Consider the following 22781-nt stretch of genomic DNA (forward strand, 5'->3'; position numbering starts at 1 on the left):
CATACCACCAGGAGAAAGCATCATGAACGGCAAGATCGGACTCGAAGAACATTTCGCTACCGCTGAGACGCTGCAGGACTCGGCCGGCTACCTGCCGGCGAGTTCGTGGAAGGAATTGAGCAGCAGGCTGCTGGACATCCACGGCAAGCGCCTGCAGCAGATGGACGAGCACGGCATGGAGATGATGATCCTGTCGCTCAACGCGCCCGCGATCCAGGCCGTGCCCTCGCCGGCACTGGCCAACGACATGGCCATCCGGAGCAACGACTTCCTCGCCGAGCAGGTCGCCAAGCGCCCCGATCGCTTCCAGGCCTTCGCGGCGCTGCCGCTGCAGGACCCGGAGATGGCTTCGAGAGAACTCGAACGCTGCATCCAGCAGTTGGGTTTCAAGGGCGCGCTCGTCAACGGCTTCTCGCAGGTCGACAGCCCGGAGAACGTGGTGTACTACGACGCACCCCAGTACGCGGCGTTCTGGGCCGAGGTCGAGCGACTCGATGCGCCGTTCTATTTGCATCCGCGCAACCCCGTGCCGTCGCGGGCCCAGATCTACGAAGGACATCCATGGCTGATGGGCCCTGTGTGGGCCTTCGGTCAGGAGACCGCCGTGCATGCGCTGCGGCTGATGGCCTCCGGACTGTTCGACAGGCACCCGGAGCTCAAGATCATCCTTGGCCACATGGGCGAAGGCCTGCCCTACAGCATGTGGCGCGTCGACAACTGCAACGCCTGGGTAGACGGTCCGAAGGCGTATCCCGCGAAGCGGCCGTTGGGCGAGTACTTCGCCAACAACTTCTACCTGACCACGTCAGGCAACTTCCGTACCCAGACATTGATCGACGCGATGCTCGAGGTCGGTGCCGACCGCATCTTGTTTTCGACCGACTGGCCCTTCGAGAACGTCGACCATGCGACGTCCTGGTTCGATGCCGCAAGCATCAGCGAGGCGGACCGCATAAAGATCGGTCGCACCAACGCGCAGAAACTGTTCAAGCTGCCCGTCGACGCGCCCGCTTCGCCCGACGCATCTCGCCGCATGGTGGGAGCGCATCGATGAGCGCCACCGGACAGGCGACCGCAACGCCGGATCGCTCCACCGGCGTCAGCACCCGATCGCCCAATCCCTGGTGGGTGGTGCTGGCCGCCGTGCTGGGCACCGCGGTCTCCAACGGCCCGCTGCTGCAGTTCAGTTTCGGGGTGTTCGTGAAGCCGCTGTCCCAGGCCTTCGGGACAGACCGAGCGACCGTCTCATCGGCCGTGCTGATCGGCTTTCTGGTGACGGGACTGTGCACGCCGTATGCCGGGCGCCTGATCGACAGGCACGGCGTCCGTTCTGTCGTCCTGCCCGGCATTCTTCTGTTTGCGCTGTCCATTGCCGCGCTCGGTCTTTCTCCCGCAGCGCCGCTGCCATTCATTGCGCTGTACGGCATCGCCGGGATCTTCGCCGCCGCGCAATCGCCGCTGCCCTATGCCAAAGCAGTGGCCGGCGCCTTCGAGCGCCGTCGAGGCCTGGCGCTGGGCGTATCGATGGCGGGTGTGGGGATCGGAGCGGCATTGCTGCCGCATCTCGCCAACATGCTGATTGCCGCGTATGGGTGGCGTGTCGCCTTCGTGGGATTGGGCGTGACCGTTCTGCTCTGCGCTTTTCCTTCGGTCTACTTCTTCCTGAGAGAACCGGTCGTCGTCACCGGCTCGACGCGATCGACCGTGCCGGGGATGAGCGCACGAGAAGCATTGAGGACAGCAAGATTCTGGTACCTGGGCGTGGTGTTCTTTGCGGTGGTCATGGCTTGTGGCGGAACCATCGCACACATCACAGCCATCCTCACGGACCGAGGTGTATCGGCGACGCTGGCCACCAGCGCAATCAGCGCAGCCGGCGTGTCCCTGATCATCGGCCGCCTGCTGGCGGGATATCTGCTCGACCGCTTTTTCGCGCCGCACGTTGCACTGTTGTTCATCCTTGCACCGCTGCTCGGTGTGGTCCTGCTCTATTTCCCCTCCTCTGCGCTCGTCGTCCTGCTCGCCACCGTGTGCATCGGTATCGGCCTCGGCGCCGAGGTGGACCTGATCGCCTTCTTCATTTCCCGGTACATGGGGATGCGAGCGTTCGGCGAGATCTACGGCTACCTGTTCGCCGTCTTCATGTTCGGCTCGGGCCTCGGGCCTTTCCTGATGGGGCTTTCATTCAGCCGCACGGGTTCATACGGTCCGGCGATCGCCGCCTTCGGTGCAGGGCTGGTCGTCGCGGCCATCGCCATGCTGCGGATGGGTCCTTACAGCTACCCGCTCGACGGACGCGCAGCCGGGCACTGACCCGGAGGACGGCCGCAGCCGTCCACAGACGCAGAGCCTTTTTGGCCTCTGCACAGGAACCGATTGCAAAGAAATCTCGTGTGCGAGTCCCGCCGCGTGGCCGCGGCATGGCGTCCGATCCACGAACAACAAGGAGCAGCCTTTCATGATCTTCCGGCAACGTTCCATGCATTCGCGCGTCGTGCGCGGCACGGCGCTTCTCTCCCTCGCCTGGTTCTCCGCGCCCGCGCAATGCACGGAAGGCGGCGCAAGCGCCTATGCCGTGGGGGTGGAGACGAACCTCGCGGGCCTCATGGTCCCGGAAGGTCTCCACACCTTCCTCTATTACCAGCACTACAACGCCACACGCAGCAAGGACAACGCTGGAAATGACAACGCACGGCTCGCCTACTTCGAGACGGAGGTCAATACCGTCGCGCTCCGATTGAGCTATGTCTGGCCGGGCATCCAGTTCCTCGGCGCCAGTATCGAGACGCGCCTGGGCGTGCCCATCCCCAGCGTCGATCTGTCGCTGGGCATCGCTCGGTCGGCGGCACTGGGGCCGCTGGACCGCAGTGGAAGCAAGACCGGGATGGCCGACCTGAATTTCTCACCCTTGCTGTTCGGCTGGCATGGCAGTTCCCTGCATCAGATCGCAGGATTTGAACTGACTTTGCCGACCGGTGGGTTCGACGCCAACGCCCCGGTCAACTTGGGACGAAACTACCGGGGATTCGCCCCGCTGTACGCGGCCACCTGGCTGCTGCACAACAAATGGCAACTCTCGGCCAAGGCGCGATATCAGATCAACAGCCCGAATCGGGCCACGAACTACAGATCCGGTGATGAACTGAGCTTCGAGTACAGCGCGGGCTTCATCGTGAGCCCCGACCTGGCGCTCGGTATCAATGGCTACCTGTACCGGCAGATGACCGATGACCGCCAGGCGGGCGCGTCTGTCAACGGCAATGGAAACCGAGGCCGCGTCCAGGCCATCGGCCCGTACCTCAGCTTCAACCTGGCGCCCAGGATGGCGGTGATGGTCAAGCTGCAGGCCGAATACGGCGCGCGCAATCGCCCCGAAGGGACACGCCTGTGGGTCCAGACCAAAGTCCCGTTCTGAAGGAGGCACGAGATGGAAAATGACGCGCCGGAATTGAACGGGCAACTGCGTGATGCATTGGCCCTGTCTCGTGCGCTGGTCGCGGCGTATGGTGGGCCCGAGAAGGGACTCGAGGGCGCCAGACGCAGCGCGGAATGGGCCAGGGCGCACTGGAACGAAGGCGGACCGCAGATGAACACCGCCTCGGAAGTGTGCATCCCCGTGCCGGGCGGCGATGTCCAGGCGGTGATCTATCGGCCCGACGCGGGTTTGCCATTGCGACCGGGATTCGTCTTTCTTCACGGGGGCGGATTCAAGACCGGTTCGCACTGGGCCAACGATCGGCAGATGCGCGAGATCGCGCAGGCATGGGGCGGGATCGTGGTGAGCGCGAACTACCTGCATGCGCCGGAACATGTCTTTCCGGCCGCCGTGAACCAGACGGCAGCGCTGCTGCGCACCCTGCATGCACGCGGCAGCGAATGGGGCATCGATGGCCAGCAGCTCGCGTGCGGAGGAAACTCCGCCGGCGCCAGCGTGTCCTTCGGCGCCGCCGTCGATCTCGGACGCGTGCCGTGGCTGCGGGCCGCCGTCGGCATCGTGGGTGCGTTCAGCGCCGACACGTCGACCGAGTCGATGCTGCGGTACGGAAATGTGGGCTTGTTTCCGGACCTCGCGTCCGTGCCATCCATCTTCGACGACTACCTCCCCGCAGAGGCCGATCGAAACGACCCGAGAGCCAACCTGCTTCTCGCAGATCCCCGATTGCTGCCGACGACGTTCCTGGCTGCCGCCGAGTTCGATGTGTTCCGCGATGCCTCTGCCGCGCTGGCTCGCCGACTCGCATCCGCCGCACGGCTGCACCGCCTCAAGGTCTATCCGGGGATGTCGCACCTCTTCTTTGGCTTCAGCGCCACGGTCGCTGTCGCCAAGGAATGCGTGGACGACATCGGTGACTTTTTGCGCGAAACGCTCCCCATCTCACAGAACGATGAATGTCGCCAGCGTGCAGCAGGCCTGCCGCACCTGCCCGGGGATTCGATCGCCAAACCCATGACCGACAACTGAACGGAAACCATGAAGATCCTCTCCTACTCCCTGGACAATCGCGAAGGCCTGGCCATCGAGCTCGACGGACGTTGGCTCGACCTCGGGCGAACTTCTCCCCAATTTCCCGCCGACATGGCGGCCTTGCTGACATGGCCCGACTGGCGTCAGCGCGTGGCCGACGCCACCCGCGACGCCCCTGTATTGGATCTGGTGCGCGCGCAGCTTCTGCCCCCGGTCCGCACCGGCCAGAAGATCCTTTGTGTGGGGCTGAACTACCTGGATCACGTGGCCGAGAGCCCGTACCCGCAACCCACCTACCCCACCTTCTTTCTGCGCGTGGCCTCGTCGCTGATCGCGCACGGGCAGGCACTGGTCAAGCCGCGCGCCAGCGACGCGTTCGACTACGAAGGTGAACTCGTCGCGGTGATCGGCAGCGCGGCACGGCACGTGACGCCCGAGCGCGCACTCGAGCACGTGGCCGGCTACACCGTCTTCAACGAAGCCTCGGTGCGCGACTACCAGTTCAAGGCTCCGCAATGGACCATGGGCAAGAACTTCGACGGGACCGGCGCCTGCGGGCCCTGGTTCGTCAGTGCGGACGAGTTGCCGCCGGGCGCCAAGGGCCTGCAGCTCGTCACACGCGTCAACGGCATCGTGGAGCAGAAGGCCAACACCGACGACATGCTGTTCGACGTGGCTTCGCTGGTGTCGCTCGCCAGCGAGGTGATGACGCTGCTGCCGGGCGACATGCTGGTCACCGGTACGCCCGCAGGCGTGGGCTTCGGCAAGAAGCCCCAGGTCTACCTGCGCGTCGGCGATGTCTGCGAAGTGGAGATCGAGCGCATCGGCACGCTGCGCAACGCCGTCGAAGCCGAACGTTGAACGCGGCCTTCGCCGCCTAGCCACCCCAGCGCCATCCGCGCGCATCAACAGGACCATCGCCATGCCCGCCGCCGATATTGCCTATGTCATCTTCAACCACGAAGACTTGGACCTCGCCCGACGCTTCCTCGCCGATTTCGGCCTCGTGATCAGCTACGAGACCGAAGACGAGATCGGCCTGCGTGCCGCCTCGGCCCACAGCCATTGCTACATCGCGCGCAAGGCCCCGGGGCGTTCCGGACTGGCGGCGATCGGCATGCGCGCCGACAGTCTGGAGATGCTGCGGCAGGTGGCGACCTTTCCCGAAGCCTCCGCGGTCGAGCCCATCGAGCGGCCGGGCGGTGGCTGGCGCGTGCGCCTGAACAGCCCGGACGGCCTGCCCTTTGAACTGGTCCATGGCTGCGAAGCGCAGGCCGCGCTGCCGTTGCGCGAAGCGCTGCGCATCAACCACGGCAATGCGAAGGTCCGCCATGGCGAATGGCAACGGCCCGCGTTCGCCCCGGCGCCCGTGCTGCGGCTGGGTCATGTGGCGATCCTCACGCCGAACTTCCGCCGCAACGCCGATTGGCTGCAGTCTCGGCTCGGCATGGCACCGTCCGACCTCCTGTTCGACGGACAACCCGAGAACCTGCTGGGGGGCTTCTTCCACTGCCGGGGACCGGCCCGCTGGACCGACCACCACACCATCGCTCTGTTCCCCGGCGACGAGGCACGCGTGCATCACACCTCGTTCGAAGTGTTGGACATGGATGCCCAGTTCCTGGGCAACAAGTGGTTGCTGAAACGCGGATGGCGTCCCTTCTGGGGCGTCGGCCGCCACATCCTGGGCAGCCAGGTGTTCGACTACTGGTACGACCCCGACGGCAATCTGGTCGAACACTTCACCGACAGCGACCTCGTCCAGCCGGGCAGCGCGCCGGGACTGCATCCCGTGGACGACGACGCGCTCGCGCAGTGGGGACCGGCAATGCCAGTCTCCACCTTCATCGCGCCCTGGCGCAAGCCGGACTGAATCGTTCATGTCCATGAATCTCTCCGAGGCTTTCGCCGCCTCGTCCAACAACCTCGTCCCGTCGGGTTCGGCGGACGATATCCACGGAAGCCACGCATGACCAACGAACGCAACGACCGCCTTGCGATCCGCGACCTCATCGACAACTGGGCCATCTGGCGCGATGCTGGCGATTGGGATCGATTCGCCACCGTCTGGCATGACGACGGCGTGATGCATGCGACGTGGTTCCAGGGGCCGGCCGCGGAGTTCATACGGGTGACCAAAGAGGGCTGGGCCCGGGGCGTGAGCATCCTCCACTTCCTGGGAGGGACTTCGGTCGATCTGGCTGGCGATCGCGCCATCGTGCAGACCAAGATGACGATCTCGCAGCGTGGTGATGTGCAGGGCGTTGCGTGCGATGTGGTGTGCACTGGCCGCTTCTACGACTTTGTAGAACGGCGGAACGGCCGCTGGGGCGTGGTGGTTCGCCAGCCGATCTATGAGAAGGATCGAATCGATCCGGTAGACCCGAGCGCCAGGCTGGAACTCGACCAGGCAGCGCTTGCGAGATTTCCGGCCGGCTACCGTCACCTGGCCTACATCCAGACCCTACTGGGCTACGCGGTCAAGCTCGACATGCCCCAGCTGGAAGGTGCCGAAGTGCAGAAGCTGTACAGCAGAGGCAAGGACTGGCTGACGGGCGAGCCGCTCTGACCGCCCGCCTCTGCAAGCTGTCTGCCCTGTGCGCCCTCGAGCGAAAAACGTGGCGCGCAGCCTCCATAGCCTCCATGCCACGATCCAGCGACGGTGCTACGGCATCACCATCGGCCATGACAGCACCGCATGCGCCGTGCGTGGCGCAACAGCGGACTGCGTGGCGATCCACCCCATCGCGCCGATCGGGGGATCTGCGGCGCGACGCGAGTTGATGTTCACCTCAGGCCTGACAACTCCTCGGCGCCGTCCAGTTCGCCTGTGGCGCGACGTACATGCCGACCGCCCACCTGCGACGAATCAAATGGCGGAACACCAGATGAGACTGCCGCCTCGCATTGGACGGACGGCACCTCGCTCACCGGCGATGCTGGCTGACATCTCCCACCAGATTCGTCTCCACTTCGCGTCGCGCAAACACCCACTGGCCGGCGGTGCGAACCAGGCTGTCGCGGTACCGTCCGCGGGCGATGGCTTGGAGAAGAAACGGATCGACGGCCTGAAACACGGTGTAGTAGGCACGCGACTGGGCGCGTGTCCCCGCCTCGTCGATCTCGAGGATCAGATTGGTGATGACATGCCTCGTTCTTGGCGTCCCATCGCCATGGATTCGCAGCGCCTCGCGCGCCAGGGCCTCCACGGCCGCAGCGCCCACGGCGGGGGCCCGCCGTTGAGAACAAGTTCGCCCTGGGAAAACAATTGCGCCAGCCCCCTGAAGTCGCCGTCATCCACCATGAAAGCATCGCTTGCGATCAGGTTCTCAATGGCACGCTCGTGGCTTATCGAATAGGACAGCATCGTCTCCAATGGGGCGAACCCCGGCGATCCGGCTGGGGCCATCCACTCGACCCCGGAAGCCATCCTCAGCCCGTGAATGCCACCTGCATCGCAGCCGCCTGGTCTGCGCATGCCCAATGCGCTGCTTGCAGGGGCCGCATCCTTGAATCGCTCGGAGAAGATCGAGCGAGAAGCCTGCCTTCAGGCCTCCAGCAGATACTCGCTCAGATCGACCTGTTGCGTCGGGTTCTCCACCGAGCTCACGCGACGATAGTAGGTGTCGAAATACTCTTCGAAGTGAAGGATCTTCTGGTCTTTGACCCGGTAGATGTTGTAGACCATCATGTCCATGGTCGTGCCGTCCTTGTTGTGGTACGTGCATCTGAAGCGACGGGCCACGAAGTCCTTGTCCTCCAGGTAGATGAGGTACTTGTTCTCGTCGGCGGTGTAGGGCTGCGGCAGGTTCACCGCCGATGCGACGTTCAGGAAGTGGGTGTTTGCGGCATCCCATCCCTTGATCGCATCCTTGCCGGGCAGCAGCACCTTGATGTCCTGGTGCAGATACAGCGTGTTGGCGTTCTCGGGATTGATCCGCCACTCTGTATGCCAGGCGTGAACAACATCTTTCGGACTCATCGACATTTCCTTCTTTAAAAGTTTCACTTGGCCAACTTGCCCCTGCTGCAAACCAGATAGGCAACAGGAATCAAGATCAGAAGGGTGGACACAGCGGCGATCGTGGGATCGACCTTATTCTGGATATCCACCCACATTTTGAGAGGCAGGGTCTCCACGGAAACACCCGCAACGAACGACGTGATGACCACCTCGTCAAAGGAATGAATGAAGGCCAGGACGGCCCCCGAGACCAATGCGGGCCCGATCGTGGGCAACACCACCCTGAAGATCGTTCGTGCCCGCGTCGCCCCCAGGCTCTGGGCCGCCATCTCCAATCGGGGGTCCATCATCAGCAGTGCGCCATACACGACGACGAACACATAAGGAATGCAACCCACGGTGTGCGCGACGATCAACCCCTCTCGGGTTCCAATCAGGCCCCACTGGGCCAACACGCCGAACATCGCGATGGCGAAAACCACCGAAGGCACCACCAGCGGTGCTATCAGCACTGCATAGGCGGCCTTCTTTCGACCTTCGGATGAAATCTTGGAAACGCCGTAGGCGGCGAGCAGACCGAGCGAGGTCGAAATGGCCATCGCCGCCAGCGCGACCTGAAAGCTGATCGATGCAGCCGATCGCCACTGCGCGTCATTCACCAGCGCGCGATACCACCTGAGTGAATAGTCCTGGGGGGGAAAGTCCAGGGACGCCGAGCTCGTGAAGGATGCAACGATCACCACCGCGCTGGGAAGTACCAGGAAGATGCAGACCAGGGCGGCGACCGCTCTGAGCGGAATTCTCCGCAGCGCGCCAGCCGACGACGCCTTCGATCTGAGCCGCGAGAAGAAGAAGCCACTGACCGTCGCAAAGACGGTGCTCCATCCATGGCGTCGCGGCGCCCCTCTGGAGCCGTTCGAGTCTCTTCCTTTCCGCACCAGGATCCTGACGAGGAACCCGCCCAACGGAAGAAGCAAGGTTCCCGTGAGCAACAGCACGGCCAGGGCAGCGCCGGTGGAGAAATTCAGCAGCGACGTGACTTGAACGGCCACCAGGTTCGACAGCAGCACATCCGAGAGGCCACCGAGCATCGCGGGCGTGATGTAGAAGCCGCTCGTGACAATGAAGACGAGCATGCATCCACTCAGGACGCCGTTGGCGGTCTGCGGAAAATAGGCGGCGAAGAAGGTCCGCACCGGTCCGCCGCCGAGGGCCTTGGCCGCCCTGAGCAAAGACGTGTCCATCCTCAGCATCGATGCGTAGATCGGCAGGATCATCATCGGAAGCATGACGTGCACGATGCCGATCATCATGCTGGTGCGCGTGTACAGGATCGCCAGACCATCGTCCGCAAAGCCGAAGTACTGGAGCATGTGATTGACGAGGCCCTCGTCCCCCAGGATCACCACCCATCCGTAGCTTCTGACCAGGAAGCTTGTCAGATAGGGAATGGCCACGCACAGCAGGACGAGCTTCGCCTTCGCAGGAGAAAGCGACGCGATGAATGCGGCAGTCGGATAACCCAGTACGAGGCAGAACAGCGTGACCAGTGCGCAGGTCGACAGCGTGCGCCAGGCGACGTTCAAGTACATCGCATTCTCGAAGATGGCGCGATATTCGGCCGAGGAGAACTCCGGTGCGCGCAGGCTGAGCAGGCCGATCTGCAGCAGCGGGTAGAAGAAGAACACCAGCAGGACGACCGCCGGCAGTGCCAGCGCGCAAGTCGCCACGTCGATCTTCGCTTTCATGAGGCGCGTTCCTTCAGACGACCGACGACCAGGACCCAGGCGCATTTCATTTCAGCACCCATTCGTTCCAGCGCTTGATCAGTGCTTCGGCATTGGTCTTTCCGGAAGCGTCCAGCGCCGAATACCAGTCGGCATTGGCGTAGTAGGCCTTCTCCTTGTTGCCAGGCGCGCCGACCAGGGTGGACGCGAATGCGGGATCGAGGAACTTGAAGGCCGAGCGGTTGGTGGGCGAGTAGCCGGACAACTTCGAGAACAGGGCCTGCCGCTGCGCATCCAATGCGAAGTTGACGAACTTCTCGGCCTCCTGGCTGTTCCTGGCGCCCTTCGGAACGACCAGATGAAGCGTGTAGATCTTGGCCTGCGCGTAGGTGTAGGCGAGCTTTTCGTTCGTCTTCATGACGTTCTGAAAGACGCCGTCGAAACCTTGTCCCATGGCCGCGCCGCCACCGGAGAACGCCTGCTCCTGTTCGGCCCCGACCATCCACCATTTCCTGACGGCGGGTTTGATCTTGTCCAGGCTCTTGAGTGCCCTGTCGACATCGATCGGGTAGAGCTTCTCGACCGGCACGCCATCCGCGATCAAGGCCTCTTCCCAGGGCCCCTGCCCCGGATACGCACCGCTCTGAAGGATCCGAGGCCCCGGAAATTTCTTCGGATCCCAGAACTCGCCCCAGTTCTGGGGTGCATTCACACCCGCCCGGAGCTTGGACTTGTCGTATCCGAGCGCAATCGCATAGTTGAAGAATCCGACGCCGTACTTGTGACGCAGGGCCGGTTCGATCTGTTCGGCCACTGCGGGATCGATGGCCTGGTAGTTGATCTCCGCCAGCAGGCCTTCGCGCGCCAGCACGATCATGGAGGCGGAACTCAGCATGCACAGGTCGATGTCCTGCCGCTTGCTCTGCGCCATCGTCCGAATGACCGCGGGAGCGCATTGCTGCTTGACGGCATTGACCTTGATCCCGGTCGCCTTCTCGAACGGTTCGACGACGGACGTCATCATCGAATCCCCGAGCATCCCGCCGCCGACCAGCACGGTCAGCGATGCGGCTTGGCAGGTTCCGATGAAAAGGCCGCCAAGCACGGCGATGGATTTCATTCCTCGTGTGAGACAAAACATATGCACTCCGTGATCGATCAAAGGAAGACTTAAAAAATCATTGCCGAGGTCTTGTCGAAACGGATGCGCGCACGGTCTCCCGGCTGAAGCGCGTTCCGATGGGCCTCGAATGGAACATTGGCCGACAGCAGACCGGCATCGCAGCGGACCTGGTAATAGAGATAGTTGCCTCGGAAGGAGCTGTGGACCACCTCGCCCATGAAGTCGACGCCATCGGGATCGGTGCGATCGACTGGCGATCCCGCGGGATCGACACGCATGTTTTCAGGGCGGACTGCGACGACCATCGCCGGTCCCGCGTGCGGCGCGGCGCGGCCGTGGAAACTTATTCTTCCAACCGGGGTTGCGATGTCGAAGCCGTGCGCGCCGACGTCGACCAGCGTCCCCTCGATGAAATTGCTTTCGCCCATGAAGTTGGCCACGGCCTTGCTCACCGGCTTCGTGTAGATCTCGGTCGGCGTTCCACGTTGCTGCACGGCGCCGTTCTGGAGCACGACGATCCGGTCGGACAAGGCCATGGCCTCTTCCTGGTCGTGCGTCACGAACACGATCGTGGTGCCGATCTCGCGATGGATCTGCCTCAGCTCGACATGCATGTCCTGCCGCAGGCGCCGGTCCAGCGCGCTGAGCGACTCGTCCATCAGCACCAGGGGTGGATTGAAGACCAGCGCACGCGCCAGCGCGACCCGTTGCTGCTGGCCGCCACTGAGCTGGGATGGCAAGCGGTCGGCGAACGGCGTCATGCGCACGCGCGTCAATGCCGCATCGATGAGGCGCGCCTGCGCCTGCCCGGTGATGCCACGCGCATTGAGCGGAAACGCCACGTTCTCCCGGACCGACATCCGGGGAAACAAGGCATAGCTCTGGAAGACGATGCCCACGTCCCGGCGATTCGGCGGGACGTCGTTCATCGAGCGTCCGTCGATCAGGATCTCGCCATGGGTGGGCCGCTCAAAGCCCGCCAGCAGCATCAGCAGCGTCGACTTCCCGGAGCCGCTCGGACCCAGAAGGGAAATGAACTCCCCGGGTTCGATCACCAGATCGACGTCCTGGACAGCCGCAACACCGTCGAAGTGCTTGCTGATGTGGCGGAACTCGACCCTGCTCGCAGGCGATGTTCTCGCGGTCCGGTCGGCATGTGGATTCATGGCTTTTGAAGATTGATCACTTTGAAATGCTGGCGGGGCGGGGTCATGTCGATCGCGCAAGGGCCGCGCTGCCGGACCCGAACGACCCGGTCAGAACCGAACCGCGGCGCTTCCCTTGAGGGACAGGATTTCGCGCGCTTCATCGGGCGTGGCGATCTCGTGCCCCAGGCTTTCCAACAGCTCGCGCACCTTGCGCACCTGCTGCGCATTCGAGTCGGCCAGCTGGCCGCGCGAGATCAGCAACGAGTCCTCGAGCCCGACACGCACATGTCCGCCCAGGGTGGCGGCCGCGGTCGCCAGGCTCATCTGGCTGGCGCCAGCGCCCAGCACGGACCACTGGTACTGGTTGCCGAACAGCTTGTCGGCGGTACGTTTCATGAAGACCAGGTTCTCCAGGTCCGCACCGATGCCGCCCAGGATGCCCAGCACGAACTGGATGAAGATCGGCGCCTTGAACAGGCCCGAGTCGACGCAGAACTTGAGGTTGTACAAGTGGCCCACGTCGTAGCACTCGTGCTCGAACTTGACGCGGTGTTCATGGCCCAGTTCTCCTGCGACCATCTCGATGTCGCGGAAGGTGTTGCTGAAGATGTAGCTGTCGGACTCGCGCAGGTACGACTCTTCCCAGTCGAACTTCCAGTTTGTGTAGCGCTGCGCCAGCGGATGCATCGAGAAGTTCATGCTGCCCATGTTCAGCGAGCACATTTCCGGCGAAAACCTCTTTGCCGGCGCGATCCGCTCGGCCACGGTGTTGCGCAGGCTGCCGCCGGTGGAAAGGTTGACGACCGCATTCGTCGACGCCTTGATCGCCGGCAGGAAGCCGAGGAAATGCTCCGGGTTGATCGAGACGGCACCATTTTCCGGCTGCCGCGCATGCAGATGCAATACGGCGGCACCGGCCTCTGCCGCATCGATGGCCTGGCGTGCGATGTCTTCCGGCCGATAGGGCAGCGCGTCCGACATGGTCGGCGTGTGGATGGCGCCTGTCACGGCGCAGGTGATGATGATTTTCCGGGACGACTTGGACATGGTTTCTCCGCTTCCAACGATGGGGTCAGTGCTGGACCGGTTGGCGTTGCCAGACCAGCTTGATGACGGTCTCGACGCCGTCCTGGATCTGCGGCGCCGTCGTCAGCACCACGTCTCCCTGCTCGAAGCGGAATGCGCGACGCAGCACGGTCCCGACCCAGTTGGGATAGGTGGACATGTCGACCGCGTGCGACACCCAGCCGTCCGCCAGCGAGAACGCGCCCGCGTAGGCGATGGACGACTTGTAGGCTTGCGCCCGCTGCGATTCCGGCGCGGCTTGCCGGTCGCCGTCCAGCCGTTCGCGGCCGTCGTGGGTGATGAGCGCCATCATTCGGCCGTCGTCGCCGTAGTGGATGACGCCGGTGGGCCGCGCGCCATAGACGTCGTACAGGCGTTCGCCGTCGGGGGCGATGGCATACGCTTCGCGCAGGAACCAGGTTCCGATCAGGGGGGTTGTGTTCATGCGGAGACTCCAGCTTTCAATGTGTGTTCTTGGTTCATGGAAGGATCGCCACCGCACGGCACCAACCGGCCGATGCAGAGCGGACCTTGACGGGAAAGCAGATCACCTGGAAGCCGCTCGATGGCAGCAGCTGCAGGTTGGTCACCTTCTCCATCTGGAAATAGCCGATCTCCCGGCCTGCCTTGTGGCCCTCCCAGATCAGCGAGGCGTCGCCGGTCTCGCGGTAGCGCCGGGCCGTATGGCTGAAAGGCGCATCCCAGGACCAGGCATCGGTGCCGACGACCCTGACGCCGCGCTCCGTGAGGTAGAGCGTGGCTTCTCGTCCCATGCCGCAGCCGCTGTCGAGATAGTCCGGCTGGCCGTAGCGCGCGCCGGCGCCCGTGTTCACGAGCACGATGTCCAGCGGCTGCAGTGCATGGCCGATGCGCGCCAGTTCGGCCTCCACCTCGTCGGCCCGCACGACATGGCCATCCGGCAGGTGCCGGAAATCGAGCTTCACGCCAGGTCGATAGCACCAGTCGAGCGGCACCTCGTCGATGGTCGCCGCCCGCTCGCCGCCGTTCATCGTGGACGCGTAATGCCATGGCGCATCCATGTGTGTGCCGTTGTGCGTGGACAGATCGATCCGCTCGACGGCCCAGGCTTCGCCGTCGGGCAGGTCTTCCGGGCGCAGTCCCGTGAAGGGCTTGGCCAGCGCCGCGAAGGTTTCCCGGTGTTGTTCGTAGCGAATCTTCGGGCCGTTGCCCGGTCGATCGACGGGCAGCCCGTTTTCAATGGCCACGGACAGGTCGATGAACTTCATTGGAGCCGGCATGTGCGAAGGAAGGAGCCAGGAGGTCATGTCGGTCATTGCTTGGTGAGGCCGATGGCGCGCACCAGTTCCGGCCAGGCGCGGTTCTCCTTGGCGAGGAACTGCGCGGCCTCGGACACCGAGCCCCCGGTGGCTTCGCTTGCGTTGTCGTGCAGCGCCTGGATCACATCGGGCTGCTGGAGGATGGCGTTGACTTCGGTGTTCAGGCGGGTGAGCACCTGGCTGGGGGTTCCCGCAGGTGCCACCAACATGAACCACAAGGAGAAATCGATGCCCGCGAAGCCCTGCTCCTCGAACGTGGGCACGTCGGGCAAGGCCTGCGCCCGCTTGCGCGTCGACACGGCAAGGGCCCTGAGCTTTCCGGACTGGATGAACGACCGGACCGTGCCGATGTTGTCGCACATCGCCTGCACGCTGCCGCCCAGCAGGTCGGTGACGGCGGGCACGGCGCCCTTGTAGGGGATGTTGTTCACGGCGATTCCTGCCGAACGCGCGAACAGCCCGGCGCAGATGTGCTGCGGGGAACCTTCACCAGCATTGGCGAGGGTGAGCTGTCCGGGCGCGCTCTTCGCGGTCGCGACCAGATCCTTGAGCCCCTCTTTGGGCGCCCCACTGCCCGTGACGAGGACCAGGGCCGCCGACGAGATCCTGGCGATGGGCGTGAAGGCCTTGAGCGGCTCGTACGGCATCTTCTGGAACAGGCTGGGGTTGACCGCCAGCGGCCCGAGCCCCGCCAGGAGCAGGGTGTAGCCATCGGCGGGCGACTTGGCCACGGCGTCGGCGCCAATGATTCCATTGGCACCGGCCCGGTTGTCGACCACCACGGGCTGCGCCAGGCGCGCGCCCAGTTTCACGGCCAGCAGGCGCGCGATGTTGTCGGTCCCGCCGCCCGGCGCATAGGGAACCACCAGGCGGATGGGTCGCTCCGGGTATTGCGTCGCCGCCGCCGCTGGCAGCCCTGCCAGGGCGAGGAGCAACGCGGTGCAATGCAATGCCAGTTTCAACATGTCGATTCCTTGAGGGTTGCGGTCTGCCTAAATGTTAGTTATTCGATTGACTAAGTAGTTAAGGGGTTAACCCTTAGAGGAGTCCGCAGGGCCGTGGGGCTTGGAAGTGTTCGGCTACCGTGAGCGGGGGGCGTGTCGACATGCGCCTCCCTCGATTTGCGCGGTGGGGGCAAGCCCGACACGGGCTTGGCTCGGTTCAGACGAAGGGCTGCCGCAGCGCTGTTAGTCTTTCGATCAACCAATAATGGAAGTACCCATGCCCTCGAGCGGTCGCTCGTGGCGGCGCGCGCCACACGCGCTGACACGCACGCGCTGACGGTAGAAAAGTTTCAAGCCATGAGAAAAAGCATTCCTCCCGACGACACCCCGACCGCGCCTGAACAGCCCCAACGTCGGCGAAGCGACGCACGCGAAAGCATCCTGCGCGCGGCCGAACAGCTGTTTGGCGAACTGGGTTTCACCGGTTGCTCGATGCGCAATGTGGCCGACAGCGCGGGCGTCAACCAAGGAATGATTCACTACTTCTTTCGCACGAAGGAGGTCCTGTTTCAGGAGACGTACCTGCGTTGCGGCACGCCCCTGGTCGAGGAGCGCATGCGATTGCTCCAGGCGGAGGAAGTCGCCGCGAAGGGCACGCCGGTGCCCGTCGAGCGGCTCATCGAGATCTTCCTGGCGCCCGCCTTCAAGCTGGCGATGAGCGGAGAAAGCGGTCGCGCCTTTCTGCGCATGCAAGCCCATCTGCAGCTCGACGGCACCGAGTTCGGCAACGAACTTCGGCGGCGCCTCTACGACGACTCGACCGGCCGCTTTGTCGCGGCCTTCGCGCGCGGCCTTCCCGACCTGTCGCGCGACGAGGTGTCCTGGCGCTTCATGTTCATGCTCGGCACCTATCAATACGCCTTGGCGGACACCGGCCGCATCGAGGTGATCTCGGCCGGACGCTGCTCCGGCAAGAACTTTGCCGAGTCCCTGCGCCAGATCGTGCCCTTCGTCGCCGCCGCCATGCGCGCCCCCGGGCTGACGGCGCCCAAAGCGTCATCGGCGAAGGGGCGCTGAGGATCGAAGGGCCGCTTTCCGGTCATCGGGCGCCCATGCGTCGCGGCTGGATGAAAGACAGCCCGGCCGGTGGCCGCGCTAGGCGGTGCGCGCCGGCGCGCCCGCGCCCAGAAGGGCCGTGATCTCCTGCAACAGCGGCGAGCTCCTCGTCTTGCGCCAGGCCACGGCTGTCGTGACCACCTGCAGGCGCTCCTTCAGCGGACGCAGCACGACGCTTTCCGGTGCGAGCTTCTTCATCGATGCGGGCACGAGCGCGATGCCCTGTCCGCATCCGACGAATGCCACCTGCGACGAGGCGCTGCGGGTCTCGTGGATCACCCGCGGCGAGAAGCCATGCGCCAGGCACGCCGCGGTGAACCCGTCGAAGGAGACGGGACTCAGACGCCTGGCGACCATGACGAAGTCCTCGTCCGCCAGGCTGGCCAGCCGGATGCGCGCCATGCCGGCGAAGCGATGCCCCTTGGGAAGTGCCACGGCCAGCTTGTCCTGCTTGAGCGGCACACTGACGATGGCCTCGCCGAGATCGCCCTCCAGCCGCGCGAACGCGAGATCGACATCGCCTGATTCGAGCGAAGGAACGGCCTCCACGCTGTCAATCTCCCTGACGGACACCGTCAGGTCGGGGTAGCGCTTCTTGAGCGTCGCCAGAAAAGGCGGGAGCACGTCGAGCATGGCCGAACTGATCGCGCCGATGGTCAGCAGGCCCGTCTGCCCCGCCGCCGATTCCCGCACGGCCAGCTCGAGCTGCTCGAGTTGCTGCACGAACTTGCGCACCGCCGGCAGGATGGCCGCGCCCGCCGACGTGAGCTTGGCACCGCGCCGCGAACGCTCGAAGAGCTTGAGCTTCAGTGCCTGCTCGAGCACCTGGATCTGCTCGGTCAAGGGCGGCTGGGACATGCCGAGCCGTGCCGCCGCCTTGCTGAAGTTCTCTTCCTCCGCCACCGCGAGGAACAGCCACAGGTGGCGGATGAGACGAAAGTTGATCATTTTCTTTCCATAGGCTGTCCGTATCACAGCCATTCATTCTTCGGAATTTACATATGAATCGCCTCCACCGAAAGTCGAATCTTCCTCCTCCGCGTACCACAGCGAATGACCCACCCGACCCTTGACCGCCTCGCCGCGCTGGACACCAACACGGTCTCCGATGCGCTCGACTTCCTCGGCCTGCCGGGCGCCACCTTCGGTCTTCGGCCGCTGTGGAACTGCCCGAAGATCGTCGGCCGCGCGAGCACCATCCAGCTCGGTTCCAAGACCGACGCGAAGCCCGCGGTCCACCTCATTTCCCCCGTGATCGCCGAGATCACGACCGACGACCGGATCCTCGTCATCGCAGGGGGGCTGGACGGCATCTCGTGCTGGGGCGACATCCTCGCGAACGCGGCCAGGGCCCGCGGCATCCGCGGCTCGGTCCTCGACGGCCTCAGCCGGGACATCGATGGCAGCGAGTCCATCGGCTACCCGGTCTATGGCCGTGGCGTCACGATGATCAGCGCGCGCAACCGCGTGATCCAGGTCGACTCGGGGCATCGCGTGCGCATGGCCGGCGTGGACGTCGACGAGGGCGACTACGTGATTGCCGACCGTTGCGGGACCGTCTTCATCCCGGCCGCGCGAATCATCGAGGTGCTGGACCTCGGCGAGAAGATCGCCCACCGCCAGGACGGCATGGTCGAGGCCGTGCGCCGCGGCCGCTCGGTCGCCGAGGTCATGCACGACAAGGAATTCGAAGCCATCCAACAGCAGGAACCCGCCCAATGAACGCAGAAGACCAGCAACTTGTCGCCCTCTTTCACGGCCTCGACACCCCGGGTGTCTCGGACGCCATGGACAAGCTCGGCCTGCCGGGCCAGTGCATGAACGTGATGCCGCTGGACAACTACAGGGGCGTGGTCATCGGCCCGGCCTTCACCGTCAAGTACGCCTCGGCCAGCACGCCGCCCGGCACGGTGGGCGACTTCCTCGACGATGTGGCGCCAGGCGATGTCGTGGTGATCGACAACGACGGCCGCACCGACTGCTCGGTCTGGGGCGACATCATGACGCAGTACGCCGGCACCCGGAAGATCGCAGGCACCGTGATCGACGGCGTCTGCCGCGACGTGTCCAAGGCCCTGGACGATGGCTACCCGCTCTTCACCAAAGGCCGCTTCATGCGAACAGGCAAGGACCGGGTCCAGGTGGAGGCCGTCAATGTGCCCGTGTCGATCGGGACGGCGCGCGTCGTGGCACGCGACATCGTGGTCGCGGACGCCAACGGGGTCGTCGTCGTGCCGCGCGGCCGCGCCAGGGAAGTCGCGGAAGTGGCGCGCCGCATCGAGGAGGCGGAAGCGGCCATCCGCAGCCAGATCGCGCAGGGCAAGTCGATCCGCGAAGCGCGCGCCGCGCGCGGCTACCACACGCTACAGCAGCGAGGCGCGGCGTGACGGCGAAGATGGATGCGTCCCTTCAGCGGCTCAACGTGCACCTCGCCAGCGTGCAGCCCTCGGCGACCTACCGGATGATGGACCGCGTCGCCGCCCGGCGGGCCGAGGGCGCGAACGTGATCTCGCTGTCGGCGGGCGAGCCCGACTTCGACACGCCGGCCCACATCCGCGCCGCGGCGATCGACGCCATCAACGCAGGCCACACGCGCTACACCCCGGTGGCCGGCATGCGCGCGCTGCGGGAGGCGGTCGCACGCAAGTTCCAGCGCGAGAACGGGCTGGACTGCAGCTGGCAGGACACCCTGGTGTGCTCGGGCGGCAAGCAGGTGATCTACAACGCCCTTGCCGCGACGCTGAACGCCGGCGACGAGGTCATCGTGCCGGCGCCCTGCTGGGTCAGCTACCCCGAGATGGTCCAGCTCTGCGGCGGCCGGGCCGTCATCGCGAAGTGCGAACACGGCGCGGGGTTCAAGCTCACGCCCGAGACGCTGTCCCAGGCCATCAGCGCCAGGACGCGCTGGCTGATCCTCAACTCGCCCTCCAACCCCACGGGCGCGGTCTACTCGCGTGACGAGCTGCGCCTGCTGGCCGACGTGCTGCTGAAGCACCCGCACATCCTGGTTCTTTCCGACGACATCTACGAGCACCTGGTCTTCGACGGTGCCGGGTTCGCGACCATCGCGCAGGTCGAGCCGCGCCTGGCGGAGCGCACCGTCACCATGAACGGCGTCTCGAAGGCCTATGCCATGACGGGCTGGCGGATCGGCTTCTGCACGGCACCGCGCTGGCTGCTCGATGCCATGGAGAAGCTGCAGGGCCAGCAGACCTCGGGCGCCAGTTCGATCTCGCAACATGCCGCCCTTGCCGCGCTCGAGGGCCCGCAGGATTTCATCGAGACCAGCCGCCGCGTCTTCCAGGCGCGCCGGGACCTGATGGTGGCGTCGTTGACCGCCACGCCCGGGCTTCGCTGCGACTTGCCCGCCGGTGCGTTCTACGCCTTCGCATCCTGCGAGGGCCTGATCGGCAGGACATCAAAGGGTGGCGTGCCGCTTCGCACCGACGAAGATGTCGCGCTCGCGTTGCTCGAGGAGGCCAATGTCGCGGCGGTCCAGGGCAGCGCGTTCGGCCTCGGGCCCTACATCCGCATCGCGTATGCACTCGACGACCAGGCGCTCCGGCAGGCCTCCGATGCGATCGCCGAGTTCGCCTCGGCTTGCCGCTGAATCGCCCGCCGTCCCTCGTTTCTTGCACCGGGGGCAGGCCGCGCCTTCCCGGCCGCGTCTCCTGCCCGTCCGACGCCACCGTTCGGGCCACCCGATCGGCCAAACCATGGAACCGGGCGCCGTCTGGACGCCGGAAGAAGCCGGGTCAGGCGCGACGTGTCGGTGATCCTGGATTCAGGCACGGGACGTCCATCGGTCACGGCTTACCCTTCAGCGCTCTTCTGCGACGCGGATGGCCGCGATGAGCGCGCGCAGTCCGCTGGAGACGTGGCGGTGTCCGGGGCAGTAGAGACGCAGCCCGCCGTACGAGGGACACCATTCCACCAGCACGCGCTCGAGTCGACCTTCCTGCAGTGCGGCCTTGGCCAGGTGCTCCGGCACGAAGGCAATGCCGAGGCCATCGATCGCCGCATCGACCATGAGCGGCTGATCGCTGAGCGTGATCCGGCCCGCGACGTTGGTCGACTCGACCGCGCCATGGCGCTCGAACGCTCAACGGACATGATCCGGTCCTCTGCGCGAAGGTAGTGCCGTTTCGGCTTCTCGCCCCATGAAGCCCCAAGAAGCTCGGAACGCATCGGCGGCCGGCGCGCCTTCCCGTCGGAGCGAAACGCGAGCATCTCTTGCGCCGGGCCGCGCCAAGGCCGACCCGAAGCGCCGTGTCAGTCCGGCAGCACGCCGCCGAGCACGGTCGAGACGATGCTTTCGAGCGCCCTGTCATAGTGCGCCGTGCTCATCTTCTTGACCTGCAGCACCGCGTTCACGATGGGCTCGTAGTCGGCGTAGAACTGGGTCGAGGCCCAGAGCAGGAACAGGAAGTGCTGCGGGTCGATCCTGCGGATCTTCTTGGCGGCCATCCAGGCCTCGAAGACCTCGATGCTGGCCGCCGTGCTCTTTGCAATGTGGGCCCGGTCAGCCGTCGACAGGAACGCGCCGCCGCGCACCACCTCGTTGGCGAACAGCCGTGCCTCCAGCGGGTTCTTGCGACCCAGCTTCAGCTTGGCCTCCACATAGGCGCGCAGCGCCACGGCAGGCGCCGTCTCCGCCTTGAGTATGCGCAGCGCGCTGTCCCACTCTTCCAGCAGCGGCGCAAAGATGGCGCTGTAGAGCTCTTCCTTGGTGGCGAAGTAGTAGTAGACGTTGGCCTTGGGCAGGCCCGCGACGGTGGCGATCTCGGCGATGCGCGCGCCGTCGAAGCCCTTGGTGGCAAACACCTCGCTCGCCGCCTTGAGGATCTTTCTCTTGTTGCCCGCCCTGATCTCTCGGTCTGCGGTGGTTTCCGGCGTCGTGGATGGTGCAGGTCTGGTGTCGCGCATGGGCAATGGTGTCACTTTTTACCGGGAACAAATTCTAGGGGCCGCGCCGCGGGCAGCGGGAAATCACCTAGTCAAATATTCTGACCAACTCGTCAGTTTTTTCTTTAGAATTTCTTGACGAAATGGTCAGCTTTTAGCGTTTGAATGTACCCCATGCCCCAAGCCCTGCGCAGCGCCCTGCAAGAAACACTGACGAACTGGCAAGCCGACCTGCCCGATGCCTGGCGCGCCGCGCTGGGTGATGTACAGCTCGATTTCGATGGCGTCGATGTCGCCCTGGCGCTCGAAGCCTGGGAGCCCATCTTCCCGGCGCGCAAGGACCGGCGCCTGCCCGGCATGCCCGCTGGCGCACACATGCTCAAGGCCTTCGACAGCGTGGCGCCCTCGCAGGTGCGCTGCGTGGTGCTGGGGCAAGACCCCTATCCGTCGATCGACATCGCCACCGGCCGCGCCTTCGAAGTCGGCAACGTGGCCGAATGGCGCGAGCTCGACAAGATGTTCACCAAGAGCATCCGCGCCTGGGTGCAGATGGTGGCCGAGGCACGCACCGGCGATGCCCGCTACGGCGGCGTCTTCGCCCACTGGCCACACACGCTGCAGGCCATCGAATCGGGCGCGCTGCCCTTCGAATCGCCCGAGGCGCTGAGCGACCGCTGGAGTGACGACGGCGTGCTGCTGCTCAACACCTCGTTCACGCTCAGCCGCTTCCAGGTCGGAATCGATCCGCACCAGTCGCACGGCCATCTCGTGTTGTGGAAGCCGTTGATCGATGCGGTGCTGAACCACCTGCTGGAACGCGAAGAGCCATTGGTCTTCATGGGCTTCGGCGCCTCCGCTGCGGCAGCCCTGCAGTCGGCCGGTGTGGTCGAGGGGCGCCGCCACAACGTGGCCTGCATCCTGCGCGAGCACCCGGCCAGCGCCGACGCCGTGCTGTCCCTGCCCAACCCTTTTGCCCTGTGCAACGCCTATCTCGCGGAGATGGGCAGTGCTCCCCTGAACTGGTGA

General features: G+C 64.9%; 23 protein-coding genes and 1 pseudogene. 12 read left to right on the plus strand and 12 right to left on the minus strand.

Annotated features, from left to right (window positions below; all coding sequences use genetic code 11):
* The first annotated feature begins 22 nt into the window (after window positions 1-22).
* The 7 genes from K0H49_RS01555 to K0H49_RS01585 all read left to right on the plus strand — a co-directional run bounded on the left by K0H49_RS01555 (window position 23) and on the right by K0H49_RS01585 (window position 7034).
* Entirely contained in the window at window positions 23-1054 is a 1032-nt protein-coding gene (locus tag K0H49_RS01555) for an amidohydrolase family protein (protein WP_219209396.1), read from the plus strand.
* On the plus strand, window positions 1051-2313 hold the full coding sequence (locus K0H49_RS01560; RefSeq protein WP_219209397.1) for an MFS transporter: 1263 nt from the start codon (window positions 1051-1053) through the stop codon (window positions 2311-2313). The genes K0H49_RS01555 and K0H49_RS01560 overlap by 4 nt, the downstream gene beginning before the upstream one ends.
* Before the next feature lie 145 nt (window positions 2314-2458).
* Window positions 2459-3415, plus strand: a complete 957-nt coding sequence (locus K0H49_RS01565) for a SphA family protein (protein WP_219209398.1) — start codon at window positions 2459-2461, stop codon at window positions 3413-3415.
* Between the two features lie 12 nt (window positions 3416-3427).
* Window positions 3428-4462 (plus strand): alpha/beta hydrolase fold domain-containing protein, encoded by a 1035-nt coding sequence (locus K0H49_RS01570; protein ID WP_219209399.1) that lies wholly within the window; start codon window positions 3428-3430, stop codon window positions 4460-4462.
* Between the two features lie 9 nt (window positions 4463-4471).
* Window positions 4472-5326: a fumarylacetoacetate hydrolase family protein gene (locus K0H49_RS01575; protein WP_219209400.1), complete on the plus strand. Its 855-nt coding sequence runs from the start codon at window positions 4472-4474 to the stop codon at window positions 5324-5326.
* Between the two features lie 61 nt (window positions 5327-5387).
* Entirely contained in the window at window positions 5388-6338 is a 951-nt protein-coding gene (locus K0H49_RS01580) for a VOC family protein (RefSeq protein WP_219209401.1), read from the plus strand.
* 96 nt (window positions 6339-6434) lie between these two features.
* Window positions 6435-7034 (plus strand): nuclear transport factor 2 family protein, encoded by a 600-nt coding sequence (locus tag K0H49_RS01585; RefSeq protein ID WP_219209402.1) that lies wholly within the window; start codon window positions 6435-6437, stop codon window positions 7032-7034.
* Window positions 7035-7392: 358 nt separating this feature from the next.
* On the opposite strand, the gene K0H49_RS01590 is transcribed toward K0H49_RS01585, so the two are convergent.
* From K0H49_RS01590 to K0H49_RS01630, 9 genes are all read right to left on the minus strand, one after another.
* Window positions 7393-7689: a nuclear transport factor 2 family protein gene (locus tag K0H49_RS01590; RefSeq protein ID WP_219209403.1), complete on the minus strand. Its 297-nt coding sequence runs from the start codon at window positions 7687-7689 to the stop codon at window positions 7393-7395.
* A 323-nt stretch (window positions 7690-8012) separates the two neighbouring features.
* Window positions 8013-8447, minus strand: a complete 435-nt coding sequence (locus K0H49_RS01595; RefSeq protein ID WP_219209404.1) for a hypothetical protein — start codon at window positions 8445-8447, stop codon at window positions 8013-8015.
* Between the two features lie 23 nt (window positions 8448-8470).
* Window positions 8471-10177 carry an ABC transporter permease subunit gene (locus K0H49_RS01600; RefSeq protein ID WP_219209405.1) on the minus strand — a complete coding sequence of 569 codons (1707 nt, stop codon included), beginning with the start codon at window positions 10175-10177 and terminating at the stop codon, window positions 8471-8473.
* Window positions 10178-10223: 46 nt separating this feature from the next.
* A complete protein-coding gene (locus K0H49_RS01605) occupies window positions 10224-11276 on the minus strand; it encodes an ABC transporter substrate-binding protein (RefSeq protein WP_219209406.1) in 1053 nt (350 codons plus the stop codon).
* A 50-nt stretch (window positions 11277-11326) separates the two neighbouring features.
* Entirely contained in the window at window positions 11327-12445 is a 1119-nt protein-coding gene (locus K0H49_RS01610) for an ABC transporter ATP-binding protein (protein WP_219209407.1), read from the minus strand.
* A gap of 90 nt (window positions 12446-12535) precedes the next feature.
* The gene (locus tag K0H49_RS01615; RefSeq protein ID WP_219209408.1) at window positions 12536-13474 is read right to left on the minus strand and encodes a 3-keto-5-aminohexanoate cleavage protein; all 939 of its coding nucleotides are present in this window, start codon (window positions 13472-13474) and stop codon (window positions 12536-12538) included.
* Between the two features lie 25 nt (window positions 13475-13499).
* Window positions 13500-13937 (minus strand): lipocalin-like domain-containing protein, encoded by a 438-nt coding sequence (locus K0H49_RS01620; protein WP_219209409.1) that lies wholly within the window; start codon window positions 13935-13937, stop codon window positions 13500-13502.
* Window positions 13938-13971: 34 nt separating this feature from the next.
* On the minus strand, window positions 13972-14739 hold the full coding sequence (locus K0H49_RS01625) for a cyclase family protein (RefSeq protein ID WP_257624554.1): 768 nt from the start codon (window positions 14737-14739) through the stop codon (window positions 13972-13974).
* Window positions 14740-14783: 44 nt separating this feature from the next.
* Window positions 14784-15755: a Bug family tripartite tricarboxylate transporter substrate binding protein gene (locus K0H49_RS01630; protein ID WP_219209410.1), complete on the minus strand. Its 972-nt coding sequence runs from the start codon at window positions 15753-15755 to the stop codon at window positions 14784-14786.
* A 336-nt stretch (window positions 15756-16091) separates the two neighbouring features.
* Here K0H49_RS01630 and K0H49_RS01635 point away from each other — a divergent pair, with 336 nt between their 5' ends.
* Window positions 16092-16811, plus strand: a complete 720-nt coding sequence (locus K0H49_RS01635; protein WP_219209411.1) for a TetR/AcrR family transcriptional regulator — start codon at window positions 16092-16094, stop codon at window positions 16809-16811.
* Between the two features lie 78 nt (window positions 16812-16889).
* Here K0H49_RS01635 and K0H49_RS01640 read toward each other — a convergent pair whose 3' ends face one another.
* Window positions 16890-17798, minus strand: coding sequence for a LysR family transcriptional regulator (locus K0H49_RS01640; protein WP_219209412.1), 909 nt, complete (start codon window positions 17796-17798; stop codon window positions 16890-16892).
* A gap of 105 nt (window positions 17799-17903) precedes the next feature.
* Here K0H49_RS01640 and K0H49_RS01645 point away from each other — a divergent pair, with 105 nt between their 5' ends.
* The 3 genes from K0H49_RS01645 to K0H49_RS01655 are packed head-to-tail and all read left to right on the plus strand — an operon-like array spanning window position 17904 to window position 20460.
* Entirely contained in the window at window positions 17904-18572 is a 669-nt protein-coding gene (locus K0H49_RS01645) for an RraA family protein (protein ID WP_219209413.1), read from the plus strand.
* Window positions 18569-19237 carry an RraA family protein gene (locus tag K0H49_RS01650; protein ID WP_219209414.1) on the plus strand — a complete coding sequence of 223 codons (669 nt, stop codon included), beginning with the start codon at window positions 18569-18571 and terminating at the stop codon, window positions 19235-19237. The genes K0H49_RS01645 and K0H49_RS01650 overlap by 4 nt, the downstream gene beginning before the upstream one ends.
* An 8-nt stretch (window positions 19238-19245) precedes the next feature.
* A complete protein-coding gene (locus K0H49_RS01655) occupies window positions 19246-20460 on the plus strand; it encodes a pyridoxal phosphate-dependent aminotransferase (protein ID WP_219209415.1) in 1215 nt (404 codons plus the stop codon).
* Window positions 20461-20670: 210 nt separating this feature from the next.
* Here K0H49_RS01655 and K0H49_RS01660 read toward each other — a convergent pair.
* A pseudogene (locus K0H49_RS01660) lies at window positions 20671-20907 on the minus strand (LysR substrate-binding domain-containing protein); the annotation flags it as partial.
* Window positions 20908-21122: 215 nt separating this feature from the next.
* The gene (locus K0H49_RS01665) at window positions 21123-21776 is read right to left on the minus strand and encodes a TetR family transcriptional regulator C-terminal domain-containing protein (RefSeq protein ID WP_257624555.1); all 654 of its coding nucleotides are present in this window, start codon (window positions 21774-21776) and stop codon (window positions 21123-21125) included.
* A gap of 153 nt (window positions 21777-21929) precedes the next feature.
* Between K0H49_RS01665 and K0H49_RS01670 the strand changes: the two genes are divergently transcribed.
* Entirely contained in the window at window positions 21930-22781 is an 852-nt protein-coding gene (locus K0H49_RS01670) for a hypothetical protein (RefSeq protein WP_219209417.1), read from the plus strand.

This window comes from Variovorax boronicumulans, from assembly GCF_019352895.1.
GTDB lineage: Bacteria > Pseudomonadota > Gammaproteobacteria > Burkholderiales > Burkholderiaceae_C > Variovorax > Variovorax boronicumulans_A.

Coding starts and splice junctions, on each gene's coding strand:
- K0H49_RS01610 (WP_219209407.1), bottom strand. CDS start 12,445: ATGAATCCACATGCCGACCGGACCGCGAGAACATCGCCTGCGAGCAGG.
- K0H49_RS01650 (WP_219209414.1), top strand. CDS start 18,569: ATGAACGCAGAAGACCAGCAACTTGTCGCCCTCTTTCACGGCCTCGAC.
- K0H49_RS01620 (WP_219209409.1), bottom strand. CDS start 13,937: ATGAACACAACCCCCCTGATCGGAACCTGGTTCCTGCGCGAAGCGTAT.
- K0H49_RS01645 (WP_219209413.1), top strand. CDS start 17,904: ATGACCCACCCGACCCTTGACCGCCTCGCCGCGCTGGACACCAACACG.
- K0H49_RS01565 (WP_219209398.1), top strand. CDS start 2,459: ATGATCTTCCGGCAACGTTCCATGCATTCGCGCGTCGTGCGCGGCACG.
- K0H49_RS01595 (WP_219209404.1), bottom strand. CDS start 8,447: ATGAGTCCGAAAGATGTTGTTCACGCCTGGCATACAGAGTGGCGGATC.
- K0H49_RS01630 (WP_219209410.1), bottom strand. CDS start 15,755: ATGTTGAAACTGGCATTGCATTGCACCGCGTTGCTCCTCGCCCTGGCA.
- K0H49_RS01605 (WP_219209406.1), bottom strand. CDS start 11,276: ATGAAATCCATCGCCGTGCTTGGCGGCCTTTTCATCGGAACCTGCCAA.
- K0H49_RS01575 (WP_219209400.1), top strand. CDS start 4,472: ATGAAGATCCTCTCCTACTCCCTGGACAATCGCGAAGGCCTGGCCATC.
- K0H49_RS01635 (WP_219209411.1), top strand. CDS start 16,092: ATGAGAAAAAGCATTCCTCCCGACGACACCCCGACCGCGCCTGAACAG.
- K0H49_RS01555 (WP_219209396.1), top strand. CDS start 23: ATGAACGGCAAGATCGGACTCGAAGAACATTTCGCTACCGCTGAGACG.
- K0H49_RS01615 (WP_219209408.1), bottom strand. CDS start 13,474: ATGTCCAAGTCGTCCCGGAAAATCATCATCACCTGCGCCGTGACAGGC.
- K0H49_RS01585 (WP_219209402.1), top strand. CDS start 6,435: ATGACCAACGAACGCAACGACCGCCTTGCGATCCGCGACCTCATCGAC.
- K0H49_RS01640 (WP_219209412.1), bottom strand. CDS start 17,798: ATGATCAACTTTCGTCTCATCCGCCACCTGTGGCTGTTCCTCGCGGTG.
- K0H49_RS01570 (WP_219209399.1), top strand. CDS start 3,428: ATGGAAAATGACGCGCCGGAATTGAACGGGCAACTGCGTGATGCATTG.
- K0H49_RS01665 (WP_257624555.1), bottom strand. CDS start 21,776: ATGCGCGACACCAGACCTGCACCATCCACGACGCCGGAAACCACCGCA.
- K0H49_RS01580 (WP_219209401.1), top strand. CDS start 5,388: ATGCCCGCCGCCGATATTGCCTATGTCATCTTCAACCACGAAGACTTG.
- K0H49_RS01600 (WP_219209405.1), bottom strand. CDS start 10,177: ATGAAAGCGAAGATCGACGTGGCGACTTGCGCGCTGGCACTGCCGGCG.
- K0H49_RS01560 (WP_219209397.1), top strand. CDS start 1,051: ATGAGCGCCACCGGACAGGCGACCGCAACGCCGGATCGCTCCACCGGC.
- K0H49_RS01655 (WP_219209415.1), top strand. CDS start 19,246: ATGGATGCGTCCCTTCAGCGGCTCAACGTGCACCTCGCCAGCGTGCAG.
- K0H49_RS01670 (WP_219209417.1), top strand. CDS start 21,930: ATGCCCCAAGCCCTGCGCAGCGCCCTGCAAGAAACACTGACGAACTGG.
- K0H49_RS01625 (WP_257624554.1), bottom strand. CDS start 14,739: ATGAAGTTCATCGACCTGTCCGTGGCCATTGAAAACGGGCTGCCCGTC.